Source organism: Yimella sp. RIT 621, assembly GCF_004146205.1.
Lineage (GTDB): Bacteria > Actinomycetota > Actinomycetes > Actinomycetales > Dermatophilaceae > Yimella > Yimella lutea.
This window is the reverse complement of sequence record NZ_SEIP01000001.1, coordinates 249,645-263,621: the sequence shown is the minus strand read 5'-3', so window position 1 is coordinate 263,621 and position 13,977 is coordinate 249,645. Positions and strand designations below refer to the sequence as shown.

The window sequence follows — 13,977 nt, the reverse complement described above, 5'->3', positions numbered from 1 at the left end:
CCCCATGAGTGACGCATCCTTGAAAGCTTCCCCGTTGCACGACCGCCACCAGGCGCTCGGCGCGAAGATGGCCGACTTCGGTGGCTGGCAGATGCCGATCGAGTATCCCGGCGGCGGAGTGCTGCGCGAGCACACCGCGGTCCGTGAGGCCGTCGGCATCTTCGACGTCAGCCACCTCGGCAAGGCGCTGGTGAAGGGTCCCGGCGCGGCCGACTTCGTCAACAGTTGCTTCACCAACGATCTGCGCAAGATCTCCCCGCCGAAGGCCCAGTACACGATGTGCTGCGACGAGGAGACCGGCGGCGTGGTCGATGACCTCATCCAGTATCTGCGCAGCGACGACGAGGTTTTTCTGGTCCCGAACGCGGCCAACACCGCCGAGGTCGTGCGCCGTTTGAACGAGAAGCTGCCCGAAGGCGTCACGGTCACCGACCAGCACACCGAGTACGGCGTCATCGCCGTCCAGGGTCCCAAGTCATTCGAGGTCGTCGAGGCGCTCGGCCTGCCGACCGACCTGGAGTACATGTCGTTCGCCGAGGCCGACTGGAACGGCAAGCCCGTCATCGTGCTGCGTTCCGGATACACCGGCGAGAAGGGCTTCGAACTCGTCCCGCGCTGGCAGGACACTCCCGCCGTCTGGGACGCCCTCGTCGAGGCGATGGAGCCGTTCGGTGGTCTGCCGTGCGGGCTCGGCGCCCGCGACACGCTGCGCACCGAGATGGGGTACCCGCTGCACGGCAACGATCTGTCGATGGACATCACCCCCAACATGGCGCGCTCCGGCTGGGCCGTCGGGTGGAAGAAGGACGCGTTCTGGGGCAAGGACGTGCTCGAGAAGCAGAAGGCCGCGAAGGACTACCGCCTCACCTGGGGTCTGCTGGTCACCGGCCGCGGCATCCCGCGTGCGCACTGCGAGGTGAAGGATTCCGACGGGAAGGTCATCGGTGAGGTCACCTCCGGCACGATGTCACCGACGCTGAAGCAAGGCATCGCGCTCGCGTTGCTCGACCGCGACATCACCGAGGGCACCCAGGTCACCATCGACGTCCGCGGCCGCGGCGTCGAGGCGAAGGTGGTCAAGCCGCCGTTCGTCCAGGTCGAGACCGACTGAGCACGTCAGTACGAGAAATCCGCGCACCCGCAACCGGGTGCGCGGATTTTTTTCGGGAGGTCAGTGGATGGCGGGAGCGTCCGACAGGTCAAGGACGCGTCCGGCGATCACCACATGCGTTCGCCGGCTGGCCTGGCTGATGATGGTGTTCACCCGACCGAGGCACTCCTGGTAGACGCGGGCCTGCGGGTCGGGCGACAGCGGCGAGAAACCGACCTCGTGCGAGACGGCGACGGCGTCGTACGGGGCGTCCGACCAGAGCGCGGCCAACTCGTACGCAGCCTGCTCGATCCGTTCGAGTGATTGCTGCGGGTCGTCCCAGGTCTGCCACTCGTTGAGCAGACCGACCACCCAGGTGCCCAGGCAGTCGACGAGTACCGGGTTGCGGGTGCGCAGGATCGCTCGGGTGACGTCGAGGGAGTCGGTGACGTTCCAGGAGTCGCTCACGTGCACCTGTTCGCGCGGACCGTGGATATGCGCCGCCCGTCCCGAACGTGCTGCCTCGCCGCCGGCGTTGATGACGGTGACCGCCCCGTCCGCAGGTAGGAAACGCCGCGCGTACTGGGCCTTGCCGCTGCGCGTTCCGCCGAGTACGAGTGTGGTCGTCATTCGTTCCCCTCCTGAGTGCACCGGTGGAGCACCGGTCGCGGGCTGCGTCGTACAGGGTACTTCCGGTGGTGCAGCCTCCGGCAAAGGCCTGCGTCAGCACGCGGGTATATGTCGTGTCCCGACTGACAGCTCGGGCATCCCTGTGAAACACTGACGGGACGTACGCGGGCCAACCTCGCGTTTCGAATCTCACGGAAGTGCGCCGCCACCCCGGCGATCGACCGCTCAACAGTCCGGCTCCCAAGCCGGTGCTCATCGACGAGCCGATCTTCGAAGGTGGAGACCTTTGTCTGCTATGACTCATCCCTCACGCCCCGATACCTCTGGACCCGTGTTCGCCGCCCACGAGGGCGGCAAGCTGGAGTCCGTTCCGAGCAAGCCCTTGCGTGACCGCAAGGACCTTGCTCTGCTGTACACCCCCGGCGTTGCCGACGTGTGCCGCGCCATCGCCCAGGACCCGCAGTTGTCGTTCGAGTACACGACGCGACGCAACACCGTCGCGGTCGTCACCGACGGCACCGCGGTGCTGGGTCTCGGTGACATCGGGCCGGTCGCGGCCCTGCCGGTGATGGAGGGCAAGGCGGTGTTGTTCAAGCACTTCGCGAACGTCGACTCCGTGCCGGTATGTCTGGAGACGGGCACCGTCGAGGAGATCGTCGAGGCCGTCGTCCGCCTGGCACCGACCTACGGCGGCATCAACCTCGAGGACATCTCGGCGCCTCGCTGCTTCGAGATCGAGCGCCAGCTCAAGGAGCGCCTGGACATCCCGGTGTTCCACGACGACCAGCACGGCACCGCGATCGTCGCGTTGGCTGCGCTGATCAATGCCGCGAAGGTCGTCGGACGCGAACTGTCGAGTCTGCGCGTCGTCATCGGTGGTGCGGGCGCGGCCGGTGTCGCGATCGCGAACATCTTCCGGCGGGCCGGCATCGACGACCTCGTGGTGTGCGACTCGCGCGGGATCATCGAGCCGCAGCGCACCGACCTCACCGACATCAAGCGCAAGCTCGCCGCGACGACCAACCCCCTCGGGTTGCGCGGCAAGCTCGGCGACGCCCTGCTCGACGCGGACGTCTACGTCGGCGTCTCCGGTGGCACTGTGCCGGAGTCGGACGTGGCCAAGATGGCCGACAACTGCATCATCTTCGCGCTCGCCAACCCCGATCCCGAGGTGCACCCGACGGTCGCGCAGAAGTACGCAGCGGTCGTCGCCACCGGCCGGTCGGACTTCCCGAATCAGATCAACAACGTGCTCGCGTTCCCGGGACTGTTCCGCGGCGCGCTCGACTCCGGGGCTCCGCAGATCACCGAGGCGATGAAGATCGCTGCGGCAGAAGCGATCGCGTCCTTGGTGGACGAGCCGTCCGCGACCGAGATCGTGCCGAGTGCGTTCGATGACCGCGTCGCCCCGACAGTCGCCAAGGCCGTCGCCGACCTGGCTTGAGACACAACGAAATCCGGGTGAGCCTCAGCGGCTCACCCGGATTTTGCATGTGTGGGGTTCTAGCGGCGTCCGCCGCCGAGGAGATCGCCCAGGATGTCGCCGAGTCCGCCCGGCAGGCTCGACCCGCCGGCCTGACCGCCCTGTCCGCCGGCCATGCCGCCCAGGATGCTGCCGAGGATGTCGGCGAGTCCGCCACCACCCGGTTGGCTCTGACCCGCGTCCGGTGCGGACTGACCCGGCTGCTGCGGTGCGGGCTGACCGCCGCCGAGTCCGCCGCCGAGTCCACCTCCGAGTCCACCTCCGCCGAGCACCTTGCCGGCGATGTAGTTCAGCACGATCGGCGCGAGGATCGGCAGCAGCTTCTTGATCAGGTCGCTGCTCGCCCCACCCTCGAGCCCGCCGAGGCGGTTGGCTACCTCGTCCTGGTTCGGACCGAAGACGTGGCTGACGATCTTCTGACCCTCGCGCGGGTCCACGGCGTCCAGTGAGGGAGTAGTGCCCTGGTGCTCGCCGAGGGCATCGAGCAATGACTGTGCGCCGCGTTCGTCCTGGGCGTTGACCTGCATGCCACCGAGAAGGGTGGGGATCAGTTGCTCGGCCGCCTGACGGGTGCTCGCCTCATCGGCGCCGATCTGCTGCGCGAGGCGGTCCATCGGGAGCTGGGAGAGGATGTCCTGGCGTGCGTCCATGGAAACTCCTGGTCCGGTGTCGTCGCCGTCGACGACGTTCCGAGCAACCCTAGTGCGCTGCCACCCGTGTGGGTAGCGCGAACGTTTACGGTCGATTCATGAACGAATGGACGTGGACCTACACCGGTGGCGAGCAGGACGCATCCGCCGCCTTTCCGACGCAGGCCGAGGCCGAGGCGTGGCTGTCGGAGAGTTGGCAGGAACTCGCCGACCAAGGCGTCACCGCGGTCACGCTGCGGCAGGGTGAGTTCGACGTGTACGGCCCGATGCCGTTGTCGCAGAACTGATTACCCAGACGCCAGGGGTATCGAGATCCGCGCGCGTCAGGACGCCCGTAGATCCCGAGACCCCGCGCGCCTGATCAGTCGAGGAAGATGTCCAGCTCGAGCTGGTCGTCGGTGCCGCCGTACTGCAGCAGGTCGGTGACGCCCTCCTCGCGCAACACCTCTTCATCGATGAAGAAGTTGCCGGTGCACTCGCGCGGGTCGCGCACCAGGATCGCGTGTGCGGCGTCGGCGACGATCTGCGGGGAGCGGCTCTTGGTCATCGCCTCGTCGCCGCCGAGCAGGTTCTGGACGGCTGCAGTTGCGATGAGGGTGCGCGGCCACAGGCTGTTCGCCGCGATCCCGGCGCCGCGCAGTTCCTCGGCCAGGCCGAGGGTCACCAGGCTCATGCCGTACTTCGCCATCGTGTAGCCGAGGTGCCGCCCGGCCCACTTCGGGTCGAGGTTGATCGGCGGCGAGAGGGTCAGGATGTGGGCGTGCTCGGAGCGCTGAAGTTGGGGGAGCGCCGCGGCTGCGAGCAGGTATGAGCCGCGAGCGTTGATCTGGTGCATGAGATCGAACTTCTTCATCGGCAACGAACTCACCGGTGACAGGTCGATGGCGCTCGCGTTGTTGACGACGATGTCGATGCCGCCGAACCGCGACACCGCCTGCTCGACGGCCGATCGGACGGAGTTCTCGTCGCGGACGTCGCCCACGACCGCCAACGCCTGGCCACCGGCCGCCTCGATCTCGGCGGCAGCGGTGTGAACGGTGCCCTCGAGTTTGGGGTGCGGTTGGTCGGTCTTGGCCAGCAGGACGACGTTCGCGCCGTCCTGCGCTGCCCGCAGTGCGATCGCGAGCCCGATGCCGCGGCTACCGCCGGACATCAGGATGGTGCGTCCGGCGATGGTGGTGCTTGCCATGTGAGTCTCCTTGGCGTTCAGCGGTTCTCTTCGAGAACTCGGTTCAACAAATGTCCGCCCGGCCGGAGGCTCGGACTCAGCGGGGAGCTTCGCCGCGCTTGACCTGCGGGCGCGGCATGCGCGACAGGCGCATCTGGAAAGCGCGCATGATCGCGTAGGACTTCGAACCCTTCGGCGGGTCCTCGCCGAACCGGGCACGGATCTTCTTCTTCAGGCGCAGCCACAACAGGACGCAGTCAACGATGCCGACCACGATGACCAGCCAGACCAGGATCAGCGAGGCGATCTGGAAGTTGCGGTTCGGGATGACCGTCATCACCAGCACGATCAGCATGAGCGGGAGCAGGATTTCGCCGATGTTCCAGCGGCTGTCGACCGTGTCGCGGATGAACCGTTTGATCGGACCACGGTCGCGCTTGGGCAGTGCGCTCTCTTCGCCGCGGGCGAACGCGTCCTTCTGCCTCATCCGCTCGAGGCGTGCTTCCTGTTTGGCGTTCTTCTTGGCGGCATCACGGTCGGCCGGTACCAACGGCTGACGGCGGGCGGCCTGCTGATCGCGGCGCTTCGGGGTCGGCCGGCCCTTCTTGCCGGGGACGCCGTTCTCGCTCACCGACTCCCGGATCTCGTGATCCTCGACGGTGGGCTGCTGGGATTCCTTCTTACGGCCGAACACAATCCACGATCTTACGGTGCGTTCGACGATGCGCCCGACCACACCCGCAAGTCCAGGTTCGTGGCGCTGACCTCGCCGGACCGCGGACTTCCGGGCGGATACGGTGGAAGGGTGACCACTGATCGAGTCGAATCCCTGCGTGACCGCGTCCGAGAACTCATGCCGCAGGTGCGTGCCGATCTCGAAGCCCTGACCCGCATCCCGAGCGTCTCGCTCGATTCCTTCGACCAGGCGCAGGTCGAAAAGAGCGCGGACGCCGTCGCCGATCTGCTCAGAGCCGAGGGGTTGGAGGTGCAGATCGTCCGCGAGGGTGGGCGTCCGGCGGTCATCGGACGGCTGGCCGCACCCGAAGGCGCTCCGACCATCACCCTGTACGCCCACCACGACGTCCAGCCACCCGGTGACGACAAGGACTGGGATACTGCGCCGTTCGAGCCGACCGAACGTGACGGACGTCTGTTCGGCCGTGGTGCAGCCGACGACAAGGCCGGCGTGATGGCGCACCTCGCCGCGATCCGCGCCCACGACGGCAAGCCGCCGGTGGGGGTCAACGTGTTCGTCGAGGGTGAGGAGGAGATCGGCTCCGACTCGCTCGCGACGATCCTCGACAAGCATGGCGACCTGCTGCGCGCCGACGCGATCGTGCTCGCCGACTCAACCAACTGGGAGGTCGGTGTCCCGGCCCTCACCACCACCCTGCGCGGGATGGTCCGTGTCGCGATCCAGGTCGAGACCCTCGACCACGCGATCCACTCCGGTATGTACGGCGGTGCCGTCCCGGACGCGATCACCGCGCTCGTCCGTATCCTTGCCGGGTTGCACGACGACCAAGGAAACGTTGCGGTGCAAGGACTTTCGCAGGGGCTGGCCGCCGAACTCGATTACGACGAGGCTCGTCTGCGAGCCGAGAGCGGTCTGCTCGACACGGTCTCGCCGATCGGTTCGGACTCGATCCTGTCGAGGCTGTGGACCAAACCAAGCATCACCACGATCGGCATCGACGCGCCGTCCGTCGACACCGCGTCCAACACGCTCGTGCCGTCGGCGCGCGCCAAGGTCTCGATGCGCCTGGCGGCCGACGAGGACCCGCGGCACGCCTATGACCTGCTGCGACAGCACATCGAGAAGACGACGCCCTGGGGCGCGGTCGTCGAGGTGAGCCTGGACGACGAGGGCGCCGGTTTCGCCGCGGACGCGCAGGGGCCGATCTACGACATCGCCCGCAGTTCGTTCCAGGACGCGTGGGACGGACAGGAGCCGGTAGACATCGGGGTCGGCGGATCGATCCCGTTCGTGGCCGCGTTCGCCGAGAAGTTCCCGGATGCGGCGATCCTGGTGACCGGCGTCGAGGATCCCGACTCGCGTGCCCACGGAGCCAACGAGTCGCTGCACCTGGGCGAGTTCGAACGCGTCTGCCTGGCCGAAGCTTTGTTGCTGGAACGACTTGGAGGTCGTGATGACTGAACGCAAGGGATACATCGAGAGCACCTACGAGCGGGACACCCGCTACATCGGCGACCGCATCCTGGCCGACACCGACAGTGACCTCGCCCGTGAGATCAAGGACGCGGGCGTCGAGGTGTGGCCGGTCGAACCCGGCCGCTACCGCCTGGTCGCCGCGCGCGCCTGCCCGTGGGCGAACCGGACCATCATCGTGCGGCGGTTGGTCGGTCTGGAGGACGTGCTGTCGATGGGTCTGACCGGCCCGACCCACGACTCCGACAGCTGGACCTTCGACCTCGACGAAGGTCAGGTCGACCCGGTCCTGGGCATTCCCAAGCTCAAGGACGCGTACGACAAGCGCGAGCCCGGCTACCCGCGCGGCATCACCGTCCCCGCAATGGTCGAGATTGAGTCCGGCAAGGTCGTCACCAACGACTTCCCGCCGATGACGCTCGACTTCTCCACCGAGTGGACGCAGTACCACCGCGAGGGTGCGCCCGACCTTTACCCCGAGGCGCTGCGCGAAGAGATGGAGCCGGTGATGCGGCGCATCTACACCGAGATCAACAACGGTGTGTACCGGTGCGGATTCGCGGGGGAGCAGAGCTCGTACGAGGAAGCGTACGACCGGCTGTTCACCGCCCTGGACTGGGTCAGCGAGCGCCTGGCGGACCAGCGGTACCTGATGGGCGACACGATCACCGAGGCTGACGTCCGGCTGTTCACCACGCTGGTCCGCTTCGACCCCGTCTACCACGGCCATTTCAAGTGCAACCGACAGAAACTGACCGAGATGCCGATCCTGTGGGCATACGCGCGCGACCTGTTCCAGACGCCCGGTTTCGGCGACACCGTCGACTTCCAGCAGATCAAGCAGCACTACTACGTGGTGCACAACGACGTGAACCCGACGGGCATCGTCCCCAAGGGGCCGAACCTGCTCGGCTGGGGCGAGCCGCACGGCCGCGAAGGACTCGGTGGCAGCCCGTACGGCGAAGGCACCGCCCCGGGTGAGGTGCCTGTTGCGGAGCGCGTGCCGGTGGCGCACAACCCGTTGCTGGGTGACGACGGACAGCTCCTGGTGCGAACCCCGGGGGCCTGACACAGCTGACCCACAGTCGGATCACATCGGCACTCAACGCGATTCATCGACGTTGAGCGGTTCGTGAACGACCTTCTCGACCGGATCGCCGCCACGACGCCGCCCGACCGCACGATCCTTCTCGTGTGCGCCGCGGTGGCGCTGGCGGCGTTGCTGGTGCGGGAGGTCTCTGCCCTGACCCGTCACCTGGTGACCCTGATGCACGAGGGCGGTCACGCGTTCGTCGCGATCGCCGCGGGGCGATCTCTGCACGGCATCCGCCTGCACTCCGACGCCTCGGGCGTCTCGGTCTCCCGCGGCCGTCCGTCCGGCGCGGGCATGGTCGCCACCCTCTTCGCCGGATATGTGACCCCTGGCCTGGTCGGGCTTGCCGGCGCGTACGCGGTGCCGAACGGATGGTCGAACGCCTACCTGTGGGGTGTGGTCCTGCTCTGTGCAGCGATCCTGCTGCAGATACGCAACCTGCACGGCCTGTGGGTGGTGCTCGCGTTCGGCGTCGGGCTCGGGTTGATCACCTGGTTCGGCACGGACCTCGTGCGGTCGACGGTGGCGGGCACCCTGGCCTGGTTCCTGCTGCTCAGCGGACCCTGGGGGATGGTCGGCCTGTGGAAGGCGCGCCGACGCGACCGTAGCCGCACCGACGTCGACCAACTCGCCGCGATCACGCCCGTTCCCGCTGTCATCTGGTGGACGCTGATGCTGCTGGTGACCGTGGCGACCGGCGTCGTCGGCGGTCTGCGGTTGACCGCCTGAGTCACCCGTTGAACGGTCGGCTCTGCCGTGCGGTGGAATAGCGGTCATGCGAGTACTCGTGGCACCCGGACCGTTCGGCCGGCTCGGAGCGGGTGAGGCTGCATCGGCGATCGCCAACGCCTGGCGAGAGGCGAGCCCACACGTCGAGGTGGTGACCGCACCGCAGGCGGACGGCGGCATCGGAACAGCCCAGGTGCTCGGCTCCGCGCAGCACGCACAACCGATCGTGGTCGACGCCGAGGCAGCCGCGGTTGCGGCCTTCCTGTCTGCGGACCGCTCGCGAGCCTGGATCGACTCGGCCGAGGCGGAGGCTGCCGGGGGAGAAGACTCCGCGCCGCTCGGTGCTGCGGTGGCCTCGCTGCTCGCCGACGGCGTGCGGACGCTGGTCATCGGACTCGGCGGTGTTCGCAGTCTCGACGGCGGCCGCGGATTCGTCCGGGCTCTTGCCGGGTCGGCGGACGCGGACGGTGTGCGCCGGGCCCGTGAGTTGCTCGCCGACACGACGGTCACCGCCGTCGCGAACACAGACCGGCAACTGCTCGGCTTCCACGGGGCGTGTTACCCGGCGATCGAGGAACTGGGACTCGACAAGACCGATGCCCAAGCCGCCGAGCAGGCGATGGGCGAGTGGCTGGACGTCGTCCGCGCGGCAATACCCGCACGGCGAGACCTGTTGCAGGGCAAGCCGATTCGCCCGGAGAAGGAGCGGGGGGCCGGTGCGGCCGGTGGTTTGGGTTTCCTGTTGTTCGCGCTGGGCGCACAGCTGGTCGCCGGTCCTACCTACGTCGCGGGGCAGACCGGCCTCGCCGAGAAGATCACGCACTGTGACCTCGTGGTCACAGCGACCCAGGTCTTCGACTGGCGGGTGCTCGAACACAGCGTGCTGGCCGAGGTGACCTCGGCCGCCGCTACGGCAGCGACCCCGGCCGTGGTGCTCGCCGACGAGGTGCATGTCGGCCGCCGGGAACAGATGTCGCTCGGTGTCCAAGGTGCGTACTCGGTCAACAAGTCCGGCTGGATGCGTCCCGTACCCGCGTCGGCGGCCGAGCTCGCCGAATCACTGCCGGGTCTGGCTCGCCGAGTGGCGGGCACGTGGACACCACCCCCGAGAACCGACGTACCCTAGGTACGTCCGAACGAACGGGAAGATTCTGGCCGACCTTCTCGTTACACACCCCGGACGCCTGGACCGGCGCCGAAACCGGCGGTTCAGCCCGAATGCACTCGCCCGCAAAGGAAATGTGAGACATGAGCATCGACAGCAATGCGACCGAGGCCCAGACCGACACGCAGACGGAAACGCACGGTGTGGAGCTGACCGATGTCGCCGCGGCCAAGGTGAAGAGCCTGCTCGAACAGGAGGGTCGCGACGACCTGCGCCTCCGTGTCGGCGTGCAGCCCGGCGGCTGCTCCGGCCTGATCTACCAGCTGTACTTCGACGAGCGCACCCTCGACGGTGACCTCGTGCGCGACTTCGGCGGTGTCGAGGTCGTCGTCGACCGGATGAGCTCGCCGTACCTGCTGGGTGCGACGATCGACTTCGCCGACACCATCGAGAAGCAGGGCTTCACGATCGACAACCCGAACGCCGGCAGCAGCTGCGCGTGCGGCGACTCCTTCAGCTGAGCCGCTTCCACAGCAAGCATCGAGCCCCGGACACCCTCGCGGTGTCCGGGGCTCGGTCGTTTTCTCACGTCCTCGGCGCGAGCAACGCGGGTTCGGTACCGGTGAGCGGTGGCAGGCGCCACCCGAGGTCGAACGTGCCTGTTTCGGCATCCGCGACGAACCGGAAGCGGTGCGGCGATTCGATCGCGATCACATCGGCGACGAATCGGGTCGGCGTCTGCCACCCACCGCGTGCCAGCACGGGCATCGACGCGCCGTGCGGGAAGGTCCACGTCGTCTGCGTCCAGGTGGCCGCAGTGACGGTGAGTTCGAAGGCGCCGACGCGTGCCTCCAGCGCGACGGTGGTCCGGCCGTCCGCCACGCTCACCGTCGCGTCGCTCCAGTGCTCAGGGAACCGTCCCGCACCCGAATACGGATCGACCTGCGCGCCGATGAGTTCGGCTCGGACCCAGCGGTGTTCGCCGGCGGGTGCGTCGAACGGACCCACTTCGTCAATGTCGAGTGTCAGGGTCGACAGTCGATCGGCAAGCGTCGCATCCGCCTCCGGATCGCCGGGGCGGTCGATCGCCGGCAGCACGTGCTCCCACAGCAGGTCGAGGATGCGCTGCATGTCAACCGTCTCGGCCGTCATGGCGACCACCGTCCGTTGCTGGGGAAGAACGATCGCGAACTGCCCGAACGCACCGTCGCCGCGATAGCCGTGCCGGGCGCACCACAGGCCGAACCCGTAGCCCTGATCCCAGTCCGGGTCGGCCTGCGGATCACGGTTGGACGGCCCGAACGGCACTCGTGCGCGGCGCACCCAGTCAGCCGACAGGATCCGATCCCCACGCCAGACGCCCTCGTCGAGGTAGAGCTGAGCGAGCTTGAGCAGCGCATCGGTCGCCGCGTGAATTCCGGTGAACCCCAAGGCATTTCCAGCAGCGTCCGTCTGTGTGATGACCGGGCCGATGCCGAGTGGATCGAGCAGCCGAGGACGCAGGTACGGCAGCAGGCCCTCGCCGCTGACGTGGGCCACGACGCGCGACAGCAGGTAGGTGGCGACCTGGTTGTAGGCGAAGGTAGACCCCGGTTCGTGGTCGAGTCGGGTACGCAGGATCAGGTCGATCCAGTCGACGTCCGCCGGCTTCCCGTCGGCGGCGAACGCGCCTTCGGTGCCGCGTCGCCAGGCGTCGTCGTCGTGACCCACCGTCATCGACAGACAGTGCGCGATCGTGACGTCGAACCACGCCGGGTCGATCCGTGAACGGTCGGTCTTGAGCAACCACCACGGCAACTTCTCCAGCACTCGATCACGCAGGTCGAGTTCGCCCGCGTCGACCAGCAGGCCGACCGCGGTGGCGGTGAACATCTTGCTGCAGGAGTAGAGGAGATGGACGCGGTCGGCGGTGTAGGGCGACCAGTGGCCCTGCGCGATCAACTTTCCTTCACGCGCGATCATCAGCGAGTGCAGGTCGCAACCGGCCCGTTCGGTGGCGTCCACGAACCTGTGGATCCCGGCGGCGTCGACCCCGACGGACGCCGGTGGTGCGGTGGGGAAGGCAATCGCGTGAGTCACGCGCCCACGCTATCCAGACCAGCCTGTCCACGCCCGGATTCTCATCACGAATGGGCCGGCCGGTAGGTTGCAGCCCATGAAGATCGCCGTCACCGGTTCCATTGCCACCGACCACCTGATGACCTTCGACGGCCGCTTCGCCGACTCGCTGGTGGTCGAGCAGCTCGACAAGATCTCGGTGAGCTTCCTGGCGCAGGACCTGCAGATCCGCCGCGGTGGCGTGGCGGCGAACATCGCATTCGGTATGGGCAACCTCGGTGTGCGTCCGGCCCTGGTCGGTGCGGTGGGCGAGGACTTCGCCGACTACCGGTCGTGGCTCGAGCGCCATGACGTCGACTGCGAGTCGGTGCACACGTCCGAGACCAAGCACACGGCGAGGTTCGTGTGCACCACCGACAACGACATGGCCCAGATGGCGACCTTCTACGCCGGCGCGATGACCGAGGCGCGCGAGATCGAACTGGCGCCCGTGGCGGCTCGCCTCGGTGGCCTCGACCTGGTGCTCATCGGCCCCAACGACCCCGAGGCGATGCGCCGCCACACCAGCGAGTGCCGCAACCGCGGCATCGACTTCGTCGCCGACCCCTCGCAGCAACTCGCGTTCGGTGACGGACCGCTGATCCGCGAACTCATCGACGGCGCCGCCTACCTGTTCACCAACGAGTACGAGGCGCAATTGGTCCAGCAGAAGACCGGCTGGAGCGCGGACGAGGTGCTCGGTCGGGTCGGCGTACAGGTGATGACCCAGGGCAAGGACGGCGCCGTCGTGCTGCGTCACGGCGAAGAGCCCATCGAGGTCGGTGTCGCGGGGGAGCGCACCAAGGCCGATCCGACCGGTGTCGGGGACGCCTTCCGCGCCGGTTTCCTGTGCGGTCTGGCCTGGGAACTCCCCCTCGAGCGGTGTGCTCAGGTGGGCTCGATGCTCGCCACCTACGTTGTGGAGACCGTCGGCACCCAGGAGTACGAGCTGAAGCACGCCGAGTTCCTCGACCGTTTCGAGCAGGCGTACGGCGCCGACGCCCACGCCGACATCGAGGCGCACCTGAAGAAGGCTTGAGCCGGGCCTGGTCAGTCCGATGCCGGCAGAACTCCCGCCCTCGCGGTACGACTTCGAGGTCGACATCCCGCCGCACTCCGGTGACTTTGTCATCGGTGGTGCGGATCTCGCCCCTGCCACGTTGGTGGACGCCTACCGGCACGGGTTCTTCCCGATGGGTATGAGTGAGGGGGGCGCACCGCCGATGGGTTGGTGGTCACCCAGCCCGCGCGGCGTCCTGCTGCACGGCGACCACCATGTGTCCCGGTCACTGCGCCGAAGCCGGCCGCAGTTCGAGATCACCGTCGACGCCGCGTTCGACGAGGTCGTCGCCGGCTGCGCCGACCCCTCCCGCTCGGGCGCCTGGATCACCGACACCATCGCGCAGGCCTACGGACGTCTGCACGCACTCGGTCGGGCGCACTCGATCGAGGTCTGGTCGAAGCACGGCGACCTGGTCGGCGGGTTGTACGGGGTGTCCGTCGGCGGGCTGTTCTCCGGGGAGTCGATGTTCCATCGGGTCACCGACGGCAGCAAGGTCGCGCTCTGGGCGGCGGTCGATCTGGTGTTCGACGACGCGGGGGAGAACCGCCTCTTCGACGTGCAGTGGCAGACGCCGCACCTAGCCAGGCAGGGCGTCCGATCGGTGTCTCGTGAGCGGTACCGGGCGTTGCTCGAGACAGCGCTCTTGCAGCGTCCGCCCGCCGGTTTCGTCTGATCGCACCGATTCCCGCGGGAGCGTCC

Annotated in this window: 15 protein-coding genes; 10 read left to right on the top strand and 5 right to left on the bottom strand. The window is 67.8% G+C overall.

The window, feature by feature from the left end; genetic code table 11:
* The first annotated feature begins 4 nt into the window (after positions 1–4).
* A complete protein-coding gene (gcvT, locus tag EU513_RS01350) occupies positions 5–1,111 on the top strand; it encodes a glycine cleavage system aminomethyltransferase GcvT (protein ID WP_129624041.1) in 1,107 nt (368 codons plus the stop codon).
* A gap of 60 nt (positions 1,112–1,171) precedes the next feature.
* Here the strand turns inward: gcvT and EU513_RS01345 are convergent, their stop codons facing one another.
* The gene (locus EU513_RS01345; protein ID WP_129624040.1) at positions 1,172–1,720 is read right to left on the bottom strand and encodes a bifunctional adenosylcobinamide kinase/adenosylcobinamide-phosphate guanylyltransferase; all 549 of its coding nucleotides are present in this window, start codon (positions 1,718–1,720) and stop codon (positions 1,172–1,174) included.
* 295 nt (positions 1,721–2,015) lie between these two features.
* Between EU513_RS01345 and EU513_RS01340 the strand changes: the two genes are divergently transcribed.
* Complete coding sequence (locus tag EU513_RS01340; protein WP_129624039.1) at positions 2,016–3,164, top strand: NADP-dependent malic enzyme; 1,149 nt, start codon at positions 2,016–2,018, stop codon at positions 3,162–3,164.
* Positions 3,165–3,223: 59 nt separating this feature from the next.
* Here EU513_RS01340 and EU513_RS01335 read toward each other — a convergent pair whose 3' ends face one another.
* Positions 3,224–3,853, bottom strand: coding sequence for a DUF937 domain-containing protein (locus tag EU513_RS01335; RefSeq protein ID WP_129624038.1), 630 nt, complete (start codon positions 3,851–3,853; stop codon positions 3,224–3,226).
* A gap of 98 nt (positions 3,854–3,951) precedes the next feature.
* On the opposite strand from EU513_RS01335, the gene EU513_RS01330 reads away from it, so the two are divergent.
* Positions 3,952–4,140: a hypothetical protein gene (locus EU513_RS01330; protein WP_129624037.1), complete on the top strand. Its 189-nt coding sequence runs from the start codon at positions 3,952–3,954 to the stop codon at positions 4,138–4,140.
* A 74-nt stretch (positions 4,141–4,214) separates the two neighbouring features.
* Here EU513_RS01330 and EU513_RS01325 read toward each other — a convergent pair whose 3' ends face one another.
* Together EU513_RS01325 and EU513_RS01320 are read right to left on the bottom strand one after the other, a co-directional pair.
* The gene (locus tag EU513_RS01325; protein WP_129624036.1) at positions 4,215–5,042 is read right to left on the bottom strand and encodes an NAD(P)-dependent oxidoreductase; all 828 of its coding nucleotides are present in this window, start codon (positions 5,040–5,042) and stop codon (positions 4,215–4,217) included.
* A 76-nt stretch (positions 5,043–5,118) separates the two neighbouring features.
* On the bottom strand, positions 5,119–5,715 hold the full coding sequence (locus tag EU513_RS01320; protein WP_239702018.1) for a DUF3043 domain-containing protein: 597 nt from the start codon (positions 5,713–5,715) through the stop codon (positions 5,119–5,121).
* Positions 5,716–5,826: 111 nt separating this feature from the next.
* Between EU513_RS01320 and EU513_RS01315 the strand changes: the two genes are divergently transcribed.
* The 5 genes from EU513_RS01315 (at position 5,827) to erpA (ending at position 10,639) form a co-directional block, all read left to right on the top strand.
* Complete coding sequence (locus EU513_RS01315; protein ID WP_255407400.1) at positions 5,827–7,179, top strand: dipeptidase; 1,353 nt, start codon at positions 5,827–5,829, stop codon at positions 7,177–7,179.
* Complete coding sequence (locus EU513_RS01310; protein ID WP_129624035.1) at positions 7,172–8,260, top strand: glutathione S-transferase family protein; 1,089 nt, start codon at positions 7,172–7,174, stop codon at positions 8,258–8,260. Before EU513_RS01315 ends, EU513_RS01310 begins: the two co-directional genes overlap by 8 nt.
* Positions 8,261–8,323: 63 nt before the next feature.
* Entirely contained in the window at positions 8,324–9,013 is a 690-nt protein-coding gene (locus EU513_RS01305; RefSeq protein ID WP_168990091.1) for a M50 family metallopeptidase, read from the top strand.
* 46 nt (positions 9,014–9,059) lie between these two features.
* Positions 9,060–10,139: a glycerate kinase gene (locus tag EU513_RS01300; protein WP_129624033.1), complete on the top strand. Its 1,080-nt coding sequence runs from the start codon at positions 9,060–9,062 to the stop codon at positions 10,137–10,139.
* A 122-nt stretch (positions 10,140–10,261) separates the two neighbouring features.
* Positions 10,262–10,639 (top strand): iron-sulfur cluster insertion protein ErpA, encoded by a 378-nt coding sequence (gene erpA / locus EU513_RS01295; protein WP_129624032.1) that lies wholly within the window; start codon positions 10,262–10,264, stop codon positions 10,637–10,639.
* Between the two features lie 64 nt (positions 10,640–10,703).
* Here erpA and EU513_RS01290 read toward each other — a convergent pair whose 3' ends face one another.
* Positions 10,704–12,197 (bottom strand): serine hydrolase, encoded by a 1,494-nt coding sequence (locus EU513_RS01290; RefSeq protein ID WP_129624031.1) that lies wholly within the window; start codon positions 12,195–12,197, stop codon positions 10,704–10,706.
* A gap of 76 nt (positions 12,198–12,273) precedes the next feature.
* Between EU513_RS01290 and EU513_RS01285 the strand changes: the two genes are divergently transcribed.
* Positions 12,274–13,254, top strand: a complete 981-nt coding sequence (locus EU513_RS01285) for a carbohydrate kinase family protein (RefSeq protein ID WP_129624030.1) — start codon at positions 12,274–12,276, stop codon at positions 13,252–13,254.
* 19 nt (positions 13,255–13,273) lie between these two features.
* Entirely contained in the window at positions 13,274–13,951 is a 678-nt protein-coding gene (gene aat, locus EU513_RS01280) for a leucyl/phenylalanyl-tRNA--protein transferase (RefSeq protein WP_129624029.1), read from the top strand.
* The last annotated feature ends 26 nt before the right edge of the window (positions 13,952–13,977 follow it).

Coding starts and splice junctions, on each gene's coding strand:
- erpA (WP_129624032.1), top strand. CDS start 10,262: ATGAGCATCGACAGCAATGCGACCGAGGCCCAGACCGACACGCAGACG.
- EU513_RS01335 (WP_129624038.1), bottom strand. CDS start 3,853: ATGGACGCACGCCAGGACATCCTCTCCCAGCTCCCGATGGACCGCCTC.
- EU513_RS01285 (WP_129624030.1), top strand. CDS start 12,274: ATGAAGATCGCCGTCACCGGTTCCATTGCCACCGACCACCTGATGACC.
- gcvT (WP_129624041.1), top strand. CDS start 5: ATGAGTGACGCATCCTTGAAAGCTTCCCCGTTGCACGACCGCCACCAG.
- EU513_RS01325 (WP_129624036.1), bottom strand. CDS start 5,042: ATGGCAAGCACCACCATCGCCGGACGCACCATCCTGATGTCCGGCGGT.
- EU513_RS01330 (WP_129624037.1), top strand. CDS start 3,952: ATGAACGAATGGACGTGGACCTACACCGGTGGCGAGCAGGACGCATCC.
- aat (WP_129624029.1), top strand. CDS start 13,274: ATGCCGGCAGAACTCCCGCCCTCGCGGTACGACTTCGAGGTCGACATC.
- EU513_RS01310 (WP_129624035.1), top strand. CDS start 7,172: ATGACTGAACGCAAGGGATACATCGAGAGCACCTACGAGCGGGACACC.
- EU513_RS01300 (WP_129624033.1), top strand. CDS start 9,060: ATGCGAGTACTCGTGGCACCCGGACCGTTCGGCCGGCTCGGAGCGGGT.
- EU513_RS01345 (WP_129624040.1), bottom strand. CDS start 1,720: ATGACGACCACACTCGTACTCGGCGGAACGCGCAGCGGCAAGGCCCAG.
- EU513_RS01340 (WP_129624039.1), top strand. CDS start 2,016: ATGACTCATCCCTCACGCCCCGATACCTCTGGACCCGTGTTCGCCGCC.